Below are 12,724 nucleotides of genomic sequence, written 5' to 3' on the forward strand. Positions count from 1 at the left end.
ACCCGTTATTCCTTTAGTTATGTATCACGGAAACACAAGTTGGAATACTTCCGATATGCTTCGTAAGGCAATTGCAAATTATGATGACTTGCCGCGGGAAATACGTCAATTTATTCCCAACTACAAATTTTTGCTTTTTGATTTCACTAATTTTCCAGATGAAGAAATCAAGGGTGAAGCTCGTATCCGGATTTTAATTACGATGTTCCGCGATATTCGTAAGGCGGAATCGGTTCAAGAATTGCTTAGGATCCTTGAAAGAAGTATTTCTTATTTGCAGGAGTTGGATGATAAACAGACGGGTATGGAATACTTTGAGACGAAGCTGTACTATATTTTCAGCGCGGCGACGAATGTCACACTGGGAAATACGGATTAAATTACGGAAAAAATTAATAACAGTTATCCAGAAGGGAGCAAAATTATTATGAGCCTGGCTGATATGTTTCGTGAGGAAGGTAAAGAACTAGGTAAAGAGGAAGGTAAAAAACAAGGTAAAAAGGAAATGGAAGAAATACTGGTTAAAAACTCGATAAAAAAAGGCTTAGATCCTCATATCATCGAAGAAATAACTGGTCTATCACAAGAAGAAATCCAAAAAATCGCCAGCAATGTTAAAGAATAATTTTACTGCGTACCAAATGGTATGAAGCCGACCTGATCAAGCGTAACCAAGCGTTCCATACTATCTTAATCATAACTGGGACACTTGCACTGACCCCGATGTCCCGCTCATAACTGGGACACTCGCTCTGACCCCAATGTCCCACCAACCCCAATGTCCCAGCGGAAACATGGACGATATTCTGTCCATGTTTTTTATGTATGATAGGTGGAAGTGTGCTAATATGATATATATTTGAAAGGGGATGGATATGATGAAAGTTGCTGTTTACCAAATGGAACTTGTACCAGGTTCCCCGCATGATAACAGGGAAAAGGTGAAGCGTTGGGTTGGATCAGAAGTAAAGAATGATAAGCCAGACATCATCCTATTGCCGGAAATGTGGACAACATCCTATGTGCTGGAAGAGCTCCAAACAATTGCAGATGATGCATTAGAGCCTACTAAATCTTTTTTAAGTGAATTGGCGAAGGAATACAAGATTAATATTGTCGGTGGCTCGATTGCGAATAAAGTGGATGACAAATTATATAATACGAGTCTTGTTTTTGACCGCGCCGGCAACCTTGTTTATGAATATAGCAAGATGCACCTCGTACCGATGTTGAACGAACCAGCATACTTGACTGGTGGCAAGGAAAAAGTGCAAACTTTTGAACTCGATGGGATTCGGATGGGTGTCATTATTTGCTATGACCTGCGTTTTCCAGAACTCACGCGCAAGTTGGCGTTAGACGGGGCGCAAGTATTATTTATCCCTGCCGAATGGCCGAAACCGCGTACCAATCATTGGGTTAACCTGCAAATAGCCCGCGCAATTGAAAACCAAATGTATGTCGTATCTGCAAACAATGTCGGCACCCTGAATGAGGTTGAATACACCGGAACTTCTTTAATCGCAGACCCTTGGGGAGATGTTCTCGTAAAAGGTTCAGAAGATAAAGAAGAAACATTACGAGGCACAATCAATCCGGACAGGGTAATTGAAGTCAGAAAAAGTGTCCCAATCTTTGAAAGCCGTGTCCCAGAGTTATATTAAATATACAAATAAAGAGGTTATGTCAATGGAATTTTCGAATCGCCTAAAGGAGTTGCCCGTTCAATTTTTTGCAACTCTCGTAGAAAAAGTGACAAAAGCATACGCAGAAGGTCGCGATGTCATTAATTTGGGGCAAGGGAACCCGGATCAACCAACTCCACCCAATATTGTGCAAGCTTTGCAAGAAGCTGCCGCAGACCCAAATTCACATAAATACTCGCCGTTTCGTGGCACAGCGGAATTGAAACGAGCAGCAGCCGATTTCTATAAGCGGGAATACAATGTCGATTTAGACCCGGAAGCGGAAGTAGCTGTTTTATTTGGGACGAAGATTGGCTTAGTCGAACTACCCCTCGCCTTAATGAACGAAGGCGACATGCTGTTACTGCCAGATCCAGGCTACCCGGACTATCTATCTGGCGTCAAGCTTGCGAATGTTCGGCATGAAGTAATGCCATTACTTCGAGAAAATGCATTCTTACCAGACTATGACAAGCTCACGCCGAAACAATTAGAAGAAGCGAAATTACTTTACTTAAATTATCCGAATAATCCTACAGGAGCCATCGCTTCCAAAGAATTTTTCGAAGAGACGGCACAGTTAGGCAAGGAGCACGGTATCGGTATCGTCCATGATATTGCTTACGGTGCAATAGGCTTTGACGGGAAAAAACCGGTTAGTTTCCTCGAGGTAGAGGGCGCTAAAGATATCGGGATCGAGCTTTATACCTTATCGAAAACATACAATATGGCCGGTTGGCGAGTAGGATTTGCTGTTGGGAACGCGAAAATGATTGAAGCGATCAATCTCCTGCAAGATCATTTATTCGTTAGTCTGTTCCCCGCAGTCCAACATGCGGCGGCTGTTGCCTTAACTGCAGAGCAATCAAGTGTGGAGGAATTAGTCGAGCTGTATGAAGGGCGCAGGAATGCATTAATCGCGGCATGTAAACGGATTGGTTGGGAAGTTGAAGCTCCTAGTGGCTCGTTCTTTGCATGGCTGCCGGTTCCGAGTGGGTATACAAGTGAGCAATTTGCTGATTTGCTACTGGAAAAGGCTGATGTTGCTGTCGCCGCCGGAAATGGCTTCGGGACGTACGGGGAAGGTTATATCCGGATCGGTTTACTAGTTGATGAAGCCCGTCTTGAAGAAGCAGTCGAACGGATTGAAAAACTTAAACTTTTCTCTTAGTCTGAAAGATTACTAAAATAAGAGTTGACGACACGTAACTTTTGCTGTAGTCTATATCAATATAATTAAATAGTTTTATCTCTTATCAAGAGTAGCTGAGGGACTGGCCCGATGAAGCTCGGCAACCTTTTTATGTCAACCATAAAAGAGGTGCTAATTCCAGCAAAACGTGATGTTTTGAAAGATAAGAGAGGACCTCTGAATACATACAAAGCCTCTCTTTCTTTAGAAAAGAGAGGCTATTTTTATTGTATAAGCAACTATAAAGTAAAAGTGTTGTGATAACTTAGGTGTCCAGGGCCAGCCACGTCCGCTCTGCGCCCAGCAACTAGCAGATCTTTTGGTGGGACGAGCAGTGCGCATTCCCAAACTTCACACTCCTCCAATCGATAAGTCAACATCGGCTCAAAACTAAAGGAGGGCCGTTTAAATTCGGGCTAAAGCCCAACGGCGGGATACCGCTGAAGGAGCATGGTTCCTTTATCTCATTCCGGAGTGCTCCAGTTTGTACGTTGCTACGACGCACAGGATGTGCTAGTGCAGGTGTTGCGACAGGACGTCGCGTTTTTAACCTGCAAGGGCGCTTCCGCCTTTGTTTATACCAACTATTTCTTAATCTAAAGACGATTGGAAGGGAAAGGTAGATAGATGATCAAATTAGAGAACATCACGAAGGTATTCCCATCTAAAAATGGGAATGTTACAGCGGTAAACAATGTTAACCTTCATGTAAAAAAAGGTGAAATCCACGGTGTCATTGGCTACAGTGGTGCTGGTAAAAGTACCTTAATCCGGCTCGTCAATTTACTGGAAAAGCCGAACAGTGGAACGGTAACAATCAATGGCACAGAGCTAACAGCCCTATCAAATGAAAATTTGCGGAAAATGAGACAGAAGATCGGAATGATTTTCCAGCATTTCAATCTCATGAAGACTGCAACCGTTTATGAGAACGTAGCAACACCACTAAGACTTCTAGGGCTTAACAAAACAGAAGTGAAAGAACGTGTAGAAAAATATTTGAAAATTGTTGATTTAGGAGACAGAGAGGACAGCTATCCTTCTCAATTATCTGGTGGACAGAAGCAGCGGGTAGCCATTGCACGCGCATTATCACAGGAACCAGAAATCCTGCTGAGCGACGAGGCGACAAGTGCCCTTGACCCCGAAACAACTAATTCAATTCTTGATTTACTCCTTAAGATTAACAAAGAACTTGGGATAACCATCTTACTCATTACCCACGAAATGAGTGTTATTCAGAAGATTTGTGACGACGTGTCGGTTCTTGAAAATGGAGAAATCGTTGAACAGCGCTCCAGTATCGAATTGTTCACCGATCCCCGTCATAAGACGACAAAGAAGTTTTTAGATACGATTTCCCAGCGTAAATTATCCGCATCACTCATCAACCAATTGAAACTAAATGGTACGGTGACAAGCCTGACCTTTATTGGAGAGAGTGCCGGGGAGCCTTTACTTGCACAAGTGATTGAGAAGTTTAAAGTGAAGCCGAATATTTTAACGGCGAATATTATGGAATTGAAAAACGGAATCGTCGGAAATCTGATCATTCATCTTGTTGGTGAACAGGATCAAATCAATGCCTCCTTAACGTTCTTAAACGATCAAGGGGTCGTAACAGAAGAAGTGGAGGGTGAATAAATAAAATGGAAAACTTTATCGAACAATGGCTGCCTATTATTGGCCAAGCTATCATTGAAACGTTTCAAATGGTCATCATTTCCTTATTTTTTGCGATTTTGATTGGGGTGCCTTTAGGCATACTTGTTGTACTGACACGCCCGGGACAATCATTGGAAAATAAATTCGTCTATCAATTATTGAATCTCGTTATAAACATAGTCCGCTCGATTCCGTTTATTATTCTATTATTCTTTATTCTGCCATTTACGAAATTCTTGGTCGGCACAACGATTGGCGTGCAAGGTGTTATCGTTCCACTCGTTATTTACACCGCACCATATCTTGCACGCTTACTGGAAAGTTCTCTACTCGAAGTGGATAGCGGAATTATTGAAGCATATAAAGCAATGGGGATTAAAACACATAAAATCATCTGGAGTGTCATGCTTCGGGAAGCACGTCCATCCATCGTTTTAGGCTTAACAATTGTTACAATCAGCTTGATCGGTGCGACCGCAATGGCCGGTCTAGTCGGTGCAGGGGGACTCGGAGATCTTGCGTATCGTTTCGGACACTTACGTTATGAAGTAGATGTCATGTATGCAACGGTCTTTATCTTAATCATCCTCGTCCAAGGAATCCAGTCCCTTGGTAACCGGATCGCTGCACGTTTGAAAAAGGATTAAACGGAAGAAAGCCAACTTTAGGAGGTAGAAGTCTTGACGACTACAAAGCCGAAAGATGCATTCATTACGAACCTAGAAACAACGGAGACTTTTCCTTTTCGTGTAGAAGAATTAGAGGCAAAAGCGAAAGAAAAAATGTCGAAAAATGCATTTGGATACACCCGCTCAGGAGGCGGAGGGGAGGAGACGTTGCGGAAAAACACCGCTTCATTCGAGAAATATTCTATTCTGCCCCAATATTTAAATGATGTCTCCAACGTGGATACAAGTATTGAGCTATTTGGTCATACGTACCGCCACCCATTTTTGCTCGCTCCGATCGGAATGCTGAAAACTACGCATGAAGAAGCGGAACTTGCGGTTGCAAAAGCAGCTGCGAAATTGGATGTACCTTATATACAAAGCACGGTTTCCAGTTACGCAATCGAGGAAGTGGCAGAGGTTTCAGAAGGTAGTCCAAAATGGTTCCAGTTGTACTGGTCCAATAACGAAAATATTTCCTTTAATATGGTAAAGCGTGCAGAAGAAGCAGGCTATCAAGCAATCGTCCTTACTATCGATACAACAATGTTCGGCTGGCGCGAGGAGGACATGACGAACCGATTCTCACCGCTGAAAGCAGGCTACGGAAAAGCGAATTATATTACAGATAGTGCCTTTCTATCCACATTAAAGCAGGACGACGAGGCATCTGTCGTAGAAGAAATTTTGCAAAACATTTACCATCCGAAGTTAAGCTGGAAGCATGTTGCTGAACTGAAGAAACGCACATCTCTCCCGGTTTTATTAAAAGGAATCCTACATCCGACAGATGCAAGACTCGCGATTGAAAACGGGGTCGATGGCATTATCGTTTCCAACCATGGCGGTCGGCAGTTAGATGGTGTCATCTCTAGCATTGACGCGCTCCCAGCAGTTGTAGAAGAGGTTGGAGGGGAAGTCCCGATTTTAATCGATAGTGGCATTCGCCGCGGAGCAGATGTCGTTAAAGCACTTGCGCTAGGTGCCGACGCGGTTTTACTCGGCAGACCTTACGCATATGGGCTAGCCCTCGCTGGACAAGCCGGTGTTGAAAAAGTACTCACAAACTTTATGCAGCAGACAAGATCCTCCCTTGCGCTTGCCGGAGCGTCGAGTGTCAAGGCAGCGCGAAATATTCATATTTTGAAAGATTAAGCGAAGTAGGCGAAAAAAGGAGCACGTTAGATGGCAACAGCAATTGTAAAAGGAGCACCAGGCCATTACCGGACCGGTTCCGGTGTTTTAAAAGAATTACCGACGCATCTGGCAGATTTAGGTGTAAAAAATATTCATATTGTAAGTGGCAGAAAGGCATGGCAAGCGACATCACCCTATCTTCCGGAAGAATTGGATCACCAAGCATTAACATTCGTCGATGGTCCTTGCACATTAGAAACGAGCGAACAATTAGCAGCAATGTGCGAAAAAGAAAAAGCGGATGCTGTCATCGGTATCGGCGGAGGGACTGCACTCGATATTGCAAAAGCAGCAGCCGTCCAAGCTGGAATCAAGTCGGTTCTAATACCGACAATCGCAGCGACCTGTGCCGCCTGGACACCGCTTAGCGTATTCTATGAAGCGGACGGAACTCATTCCCACTATACCGAGTTCCCGGTAGCGAACACGCTCGTCCTGATTGAACCAGCAATCATTGCAGCTTCACCGATTCGATTTTTGAAGGCTGGGATCGGTGACACTTTGGCAAAATACTATGAAGCAGACGCGTTAGTTCGCAGTTTTTACAAGAATCAAGAATTCCCAGTTTGGTTGCAAGTTTCCCAGTTCGCTGCAAGAGCATGCCGCGATATTTTATTAAAAGACGGAAAAGCTGCACTTGAATCGGTTTCGAAGCAAGAAGTTACCGACGCACTTGCCCGCGTCATCGAAACGATTATTATGACAGGCGGCATGGTCGGTGGCTTCGGTGAAAAAGCGGGCAGGATTGCCGGGGCCCACTCGGTTCATAACGGTTTAACGGAGGCACCTAGTGTCAAAGATTTCTTGCACGGATCGATTGTTGCTTACGGTACGTTAGTCCAACTTGCGATAGAAGGAAAAGAGGAAGAACTCGACAAACTGCTGCAGTTTTATAAAGAATGGGAACTTCCAACATCATTAAAAGATTTATCCGTAGATGTAAAGGACACGGAATTACTAGGAAGGATCATTAAAAAGATTTTACTTCCACAAGAATCAATCCATTTAATGGAAGAAAAAGTGACAGAAGACATGTTAGAAAAAGCAATCTTCTATGTCGAAAATAAAATATGAAAGAATGAGGGGAAATAAATGAAAAAGACATTATTAACAGCAATACTTGCAAGTGTATTAATTCTATTCGCTGCTTGTGGCGGCGGCTCGGATGAAGGGGAAGGACTGCTCGAAGATGGAAAACTCGTTGTTGGAGTAACAGCAGGACCGCATGAAGAAGTTTTAGAAAAAGTGAAAGAGCTTGCGGAAGAGGAAGACTTGACGATTGAAATTGTGTCATTCAGTGATTATGTAATGCCGAACGTGAGTCTATCGGAAGGGGAACTCGATATCAACAGTTTCCAAACGGAGCCATTTTTTGATCATATGAATGAAGAACGTGGCCTGGATTTAGTAAAAGTTGCCGATACGATTACTTTCCCAATGGGAATTTATTCTGAGAAAGTTACAGATATAGCTGATTTAGAAGACGGTGCAAGTATTGGTCTTCCAAGTGACCCGACAAATAGTGGACGTGCATTATTATTATTTGAACAAGCTGGCTTAATCACGCTAGAAGAAGGACTTGGCGTAAACGCTACTGTCAATGATATCGCAGAAAATGAACATAACTATGAATTTATTGAGCTCGATTCTGCACAAATTCCGCGTCAGCTTGGTGAAGTGGATATCGCAGCAATCAACTCGAACTTTGCAATGGAAGCAGGACTTGTACCTGGAGAAGACTCGATTTTCATTGAACAAGATTCCACTTTTGTTAACTTGATTGCGGTACGCAAAGAAAACGAAGACGATCCAGCCGTTCAACAGTTCATCGATATTTATCAATCGGATGAAGTGGAGCAATTTGTTGAAGAAACGTATGGAGGATCGATCATTCCTGGTTGGTAGGTAGTTGGACAGAAATTGAATGTAAAAGTAGTGGGTAAGATCATCAAAATATGATTTTACCCGCTATTTTTTTGACAGTTTTTAAGTATTGGAATTCTCAACGTCCGAAAGCTCCTTTCCCTAGTTCGGATATTGCCCCCTATATATAATCAACAATCAATTAAGTTGAACTTTTCAATCGCATGATCCATCCACAGTCTATTCTGTACTGGCATGAAGATTAGCCATTTTTCAATGCAAAGTTTTCTCAATATTATGTGATATCGTAACTCGATTTTCAAACTTGCATGACCTTGTTATATTACTTATATTATATTTTCGACTTGTCGAATCTTTGGTTTTGCTTTTTTGAAAGAAATGTAACTAGTCAGGAACAAAGAAGCATACTAAAGATACTGACAAGTTTTTTATCATGCGCTGTATTTGACAAACAACTAGAAATTCAAGGAGGTCAACATGTCAAATTTAAAACAAGAAAACACATTACTTTCCGTGAAGGATCAGAAGGCTCGTAGAAGATCCCTCATTGGAGCGGCGTTTTTAATGGCAACGTCTGCAGTGGGGCCGGGATTCCTCACACAAACAGCAGTATTCACAGAATCGCTTTTGGCAAGCTTCGGTTTTGTCATATTCATTTCGATTCTATTAGATATAGGTGCACAGCTTAATGTATGGCGTATTATTAGTGTTTCAGGACTGCGCGGTCAGGAAATTGCGAATAAAGTTTTGCCAGGGTTAGGGTTCGTTGTCGCCATCTTTATCGTTATTGGTGGTCTTGCCTTTAATATCGGAAATATTGGCGGGGCAGGCTTAGGAGTTAACGTTGTACTAGGAATAGATCCAACAGTCGGAGCATTGATTTCTGCTGCATTTGCAATCTTCATATTCCTATCAAAAGAAGCTGGAGCGGCAATGGACAGGATTGTAAATGTTTTAGGAGCATTGTTAGTCCTTTTGATAGGTTATGTCATGTTCGTGAGTCAACCACCGATGGGGGAAGCGATTTATCGGACGTTCGTTCCACTTGAGCTTGATGTGTACGCGATTATTACAATTGTTGGTGGTACGGTTGGTGGGTATATCACGTTTTCTGGAGGCCACCGGTTACTCGATGCAGGAATTAAAGGTAAGGAATCGATTCCCGAAGTGAAAAGAACGGCTGTACTCGGTATTAGTGTCGCTTCACTCGTCCGGATTTTACTTTTCCTAGCGGTGTTAGGAGTTGTTTCTCAAAGAGTTGCCCTTGATCCGAGCAATCCTGCAGCAACTGTTTTCCAATCAGCCGCTGGTGATATTGGTTACCGATTATTTGGGATCGTTCTATGGGTTGCGGGTATCACCTCCGTCATAGGAGCGGCATATACATCCGTATCCTTCTTGCGCACCTTCCATCCGGTCATTGATAAATTTCATAAATACTGGATCATCGCATTTATTATCATTTCAACATTCGTATTTGTGACGATTGGTGAAGCTACAACCTTGCTTGTTCTTGCGGGAGCGGTAAATGGCTTGATTCTGCCACTCGTATTAGGCTCTATGCTGCTTGCAGCCCATAACAAGAAGATTATAGGAGACTACAAACACCCGGTGTGGTTGACGATATTTGGAGCGCTCGTTGTCATCTTAACTACAATACTCGGAGTCCGCACATTGATTCAAATGATCCCACAGCTATTCTAATCATGATAGAATAAGAATACACATGGTAAACGTGAAATCATGACAGAAATGGTGAAAGCAATGTTTGAAATCAGTATGTACGGTGATAGGGGAATTCGAATCCAACTAGGAACTGCGATTTCAAAAAAGACGAACGAGCGTATTCGTCATTTCTCTGTTCTCTTGGAGAAGGAAAATATTCCGGGAATCATCGAATGGATTCCAGCCTATACAGCATTGTCGATTTATTATGATCCATTTTTGATTTCATACGATTCCTTAGTGAATCGTATGAAATCCCTTTATGAAAAACATTCACTCGTCGAATTGCCTCCACCGCTAGTTACGGAGATACCTGTCTACTATGGGGAGGAATATGGTCCCGACCTTGGATTTGTCGCTGAACATAATGGACTTACCACCAAAGAAGCAATTCAGATTCATACGGGTACCAATTATCTTATCTATATGATGGGATTCTCTCCGGGATTTCCATATCTTGGGGGGATGTCAAAAGAAATCGCTACCCCACGGCATGCATCTCCCCGGGCAAAGGTTCCAGCAGGAGCTGTAGGGATAGCTGGTGCCCAAACGGGAATCTATTCAATGGAAAGCCCTGGAGGCTGGCGAATTATCGGAAGAACTCCAGTGAAATTATATAATCCATTCGATAGGCAACCCATTTTACTTCGAGCAGGGAATTATATTCGTTTCTCCTCTATAACAAAAACAGAATATGAGGAAATTCAGACAGCTGTATCACTTGGAACTTATGAGCCGAAAGTGGAACAATACAGAGGGGAGTGAAAGGCTTGGAAAAATATCTCGTCGATATAAATAGTGATTTAGGCGAAAGCTTTGGTGCGTACCAAATTGGTCAAGATGATGCAGTTATGAAATATATTACTTCAGCAAATATTGCAGCGGGCTTCCATGCAGGTGATCACAATGTGATTGCACGCGCTGTAAAAATGGCGGCCGAAAACAATGTCGGAATCGGTGTCCATCCTGGGTTCCAGGATTTGCAGGGATTTGGCAGACGCCTACTTCATGTGGACCCTAAAGAAATCTATAATCTTATCGTTTATCAGATTGGTGCCGTCCAGTCTTTTGCAAAGCTATTTGATCAGGAATTGAGTCATGTGAAACCGCACGGGGCATTGTATAATCTTGCAGCGAAAGACTTCCAGCGGGCCCAGGCTATCGCTCATGCAGTTTATGATTTCGATCCGAATCTTATCCTGTTTGGACTTGCAGGCAGTGAGCTTGTGAAAGCAGGGGAAGCGGTTGGTCTCCAAGTTGCGAATGAAGTTTTTGCCGACCGCACTTATCAGCCGGATGGGTCACTCACACCACGGAGGGAAGCAAATGCAATGATTGAAGATCCTAAACAAGCAGTGGATCGGGTAATCCGGATGGTGAAGGATGGAAAAGTAGAAGCTGTAGATGGAAGTGATGTGTCAATCACCGCAGATACGATCTGTGTTCATGGCGATACAGATGCGGCACTTGCCTTTGTGATGGAACTGCAACAAGGATTAGTCAAAAATGGGATTACGATAAAAAGAGTGGGGAAGTAAATGGAAAAGAGAATGATTGAAGTGTTGAAGCCCGGTCTCGCAACATCTGTGCAGGATTTAGGTCGGAGTGGTTATCAGCAACTGGGAATGGTAGTTGCAGGTGCCATGGATCACTTTGCTCTTCAGATTGGAAATATCCTTGTTGGGAACAGGCGAAGTGCAGCAGGTCTAGAAGTCGTGTTAATGGGACCGAAACTACGCTTTTTAAAAGACACGGTCATTGCAATTTGCGGTGCCGACCTGTCTCCAACAATTGACGGTAAAACGATTCAGTTGTGGAAATCATATCGCCTTTCTGAAGGACAAATCCTATCCTTTGGAAAACCTGTCACAGGTTCTTATGCTTATATCGCAGTGAGTGGCGGCATACAAACACCAAGAATTATGGGAAGTCGCTCAACCTATGTCAAAGCAAAAATCGGTGGATTGGATGGCCAATATCTTGTAAAAGGTGACGTCCTTCCAACTGGGGATCCTGTTTTGGGATGTTCTGGAAGGCAGCTCCACCCTAATCTAGTACCAGATTATGATAAACCAAGGAGAATTCGCGTTATTCTTGGTCCCGACGACAAGTCCTTTACGAAGCAGGGAATACGCACATTTTTAACAGGAACCTACAAGAAGACGTCCCGTACAGACCGGATGGGTACTCGTCTAATTGGGCCGAAGATTACCCATGCGAAGGGAGCGGATATTATTTCAGATGCAACCTTCCCCGGAACAATCCAAGTACCGGCAAATGGCCAGCCCATCATCCTACTTGCTGACCGGCAGCCAACTGGCGGATACACAAGGATTGCCACGGTAATAACAGAAGACATACCAAGATTAGCCCAAATTCAGCCAGGAAAAGAATTGACTTTCGAAGCGGTCAGCCTGGGGCTCGCCCACAATTTATACATGCGCCGCGAACGAATGCTAAAATTACTTAGCCAAGTGGGACAAGGAGTCCATCCTTAACGAACCGAGCAGGATAGACCCTTCGTCCCATTTCTCCAAATAATGCCTCTAATTTTGTTAACCTCATGTTCATGCTAAACAATGCTCTCATCTGGACTGCTCCAGATTTGGAACTCTGTTTAAGATTTCAGCGAAACACTCTCATGCAGAATGAAATCAATCAGCTTTTCATTAGAACTAATCTTTTGTCTAAACCATGTCTAGTTATAC

General features: G+C 43.2%; 13 protein-coding genes and 1 riboswitch. All 13 genes read left to right on the forward strand.

The genetic code is table 11. From position 1 onward, the window contains the following. Positions 1 to 379, forward strand: a 379-nt coding sequence (locus IEX94_RS12750) for an Rpn family recombination-promoting nuclease/putative transposase (protein WP_188857962.1), incomplete at its 5' end; no start/stop codon positions are given. Positions 380 to 427: 48 nt separating this feature from the next. Further along, positions 428 to 625 carry a hypothetical protein gene (locus IEX94_RS12755; RefSeq protein ID WP_188857964.1) on the forward strand — a complete coding sequence of 66 codons (198 nt, stop codon included), beginning with the start codon at positions 428 to 430 and terminating at the stop codon, positions 623 to 625. Positions 626 to 875: 250 nt separating this feature from the next. Next, entirely contained in the window at positions 876 to 1,664 is a 789-nt protein-coding gene (locus tag IEX94_RS12760) for a carbon-nitrogen family hydrolase (RefSeq protein WP_308425604.1), read from the forward strand. 25 nt (positions 1,665 to 1,689) lie between these two features. After that, a complete protein-coding gene (locus IEX94_RS12765) occupies positions 1,690 to 2,856 on the forward strand; it encodes a pyridoxal phosphate-dependent aminotransferase (protein ID WP_308425605.1) in 1,167 nt (388 codons plus the stop codon). A gap of 79 nt (positions 2,857 to 2,935) precedes the next feature. Next, positions 2,936 to 3,047: riboswitch (SAM riboswitch) on the forward strand. A gap of 457 nt (positions 3,048 to 3,504) precedes the next feature. Next, on the forward strand, positions 3,505 to 4,521 hold the full coding sequence (locus IEX94_RS12770) for a methionine ABC transporter ATP-binding protein (protein WP_188857969.1): 1,017 nt from the start codon (positions 3,505 to 3,507) through the stop codon (positions 4,519 to 4,521). Between the two features lie 5 nt (positions 4,522 to 4,526). Beyond that, positions 4,527 to 5,189 (forward strand): methionine ABC transporter permease, encoded by a 663-nt coding sequence (locus IEX94_RS12775; RefSeq protein ID WP_156854325.1) that lies wholly within the window; start codon positions 4,527 to 4,529, stop codon positions 5,187 to 5,189. A gap of 33 nt (positions 5,190 to 5,222) precedes the next feature. Then, a complete protein-coding gene (locus IEX94_RS12780) occupies positions 5,223 to 6,365 on the forward strand; it encodes an alpha-hydroxy-acid oxidizing protein (protein WP_229782710.1) in 1,143 nt (380 codons plus the stop codon). A 30-nt stretch (positions 6,366 to 6,395) separates the two neighbouring features. Then, a complete protein-coding gene (locus IEX94_RS12785) occupies positions 6,396 to 7,481 on the forward strand; it encodes an iron-containing alcohol dehydrogenase family protein (RefSeq protein ID WP_188857972.1) in 1,086 nt (361 codons plus the stop codon). Positions 7,482 to 7,499: 18 nt separating this feature from the next. Continuing rightward, entirely contained in the window at positions 7,500 to 8,312 is an 813-nt protein-coding gene (locus IEX94_RS12790) for a MetQ/NlpA family ABC transporter substrate-binding protein (RefSeq protein WP_188857973.1), read from the forward strand. A 456-nt stretch (positions 8,313 to 8,768) separates the two neighbouring features. Further along, positions 8,769 to 9,995 (forward strand): NRAMP family divalent metal transporter, encoded by a 1,227-nt coding sequence (locus IEX94_RS12795; RefSeq protein ID WP_188857975.1) that lies wholly within the window; start codon positions 8,769 to 8,771, stop codon positions 9,993 to 9,995. Between the two features lie 39 nt (positions 9,996 to 10,034). Beyond that, positions 10,035 to 10,781, forward strand: a complete 747-nt coding sequence (gene pxpB, locus IEX94_RS12800; RefSeq protein WP_229782711.1) for a 5-oxoprolinase subunit PxpB — start codon at positions 10,035 to 10,037, stop codon at positions 10,779 to 10,781. A gap of 5 nt (positions 10,782 to 10,786) precedes the next feature. Then, positions 10,787 to 11,554, forward strand: a complete 768-nt coding sequence (locus IEX94_RS12805; RefSeq protein ID WP_188857977.1) for a LamB/YcsF family protein — start codon at positions 10,787 to 10,789, stop codon at positions 11,552 to 11,554. Next, positions 11,555 to 12,514 carry a 5-oxoprolinase subunit C family protein gene (locus IEX94_RS12810; protein ID WP_229782712.1) on the forward strand — a complete coding sequence of 320 codons (960 nt, stop codon included), beginning with the start codon at positions 11,555 to 11,557 and terminating at the stop codon, positions 12,512 to 12,514. Positions 12,515 to 12,724: the final 210 nt, after the last annotated feature.

It is taken from the genome of Oceanobacillus indicireducens, assembly GCF_014647195.1.
GTDB lineage: Bacteria > Bacillota > Bacilli > Bacillales > Amphibacillaceae > Oceanobacillus > Oceanobacillus indicireducens.

What these genes read in the sequence shown, in the direction of transcription:
- IEX94_RS12755 (WP_188857964.1), top strand. Translation starts at nt 428, where the DNA reads ATGAGCCTGGCTGATATGTTTCGTGAGGAAGGTAAAGAACTAGGTAAA.
- IEX94_RS12770 (WP_188857969.1), top strand. Translation starts at nt 3,505, where the DNA reads ATGATCAAATTAGAGAACATCACGAAGGTATTCCCATCTAAAAATGGG.
- IEX94_RS12765 (WP_308425605.1), top strand. Translation starts at nt 1,690, where the DNA reads ATGGAATTTTCGAATCGCCTAAAGGAGTTGCCCGTTCAATTTTTTGCA.
- IEX94_RS12810 (WP_229782712.1), top strand. Translation starts at nt 11,555, where the DNA reads ATGGAAAAGAGAATGATTGAAGTGTTGAAGCCCGGTCTCGCAACATCT.
- IEX94_RS12795 (WP_188857975.1), top strand. Translation starts at nt 8,769, where the DNA reads ATGTCAAATTTAAAACAAGAAAACACATTACTTTCCGTGAAGGATCAG.
- IEX94_RS12775 (WP_156854325.1), top strand. Translation starts at nt 4,527, where the DNA reads ATGGAAAACTTTATCGAACAATGGCTGCCTATTATTGGCCAAGCTATC.
- IEX94_RS12790 (WP_188857973.1), top strand. Translation starts at nt 7,500, where the DNA reads ATGAAAAAGACATTATTAACAGCAATACTTGCAAGTGTATTAATTCTA.
- IEX94_RS12760 (WP_308425604.1), top strand. Translation starts at nt 876, where the DNA reads ATGATGAAAGTTGCTGTTTACCAAATGGAACTTGTACCAGGTTCCCCG.
- IEX94_RS12785 (WP_188857972.1), top strand. Translation starts at nt 6,396, where the DNA reads ATGGCAACAGCAATTGTAAAAGGAGCACCAGGCCATTACCGGACCGGT.
- pxpB (WP_229782711.1), top strand. Translation starts at nt 10,035, where the DNA reads ATGACAGAAATGGTGAAAGCAATGTTTGAAATCAGTATGTACGGTGAT.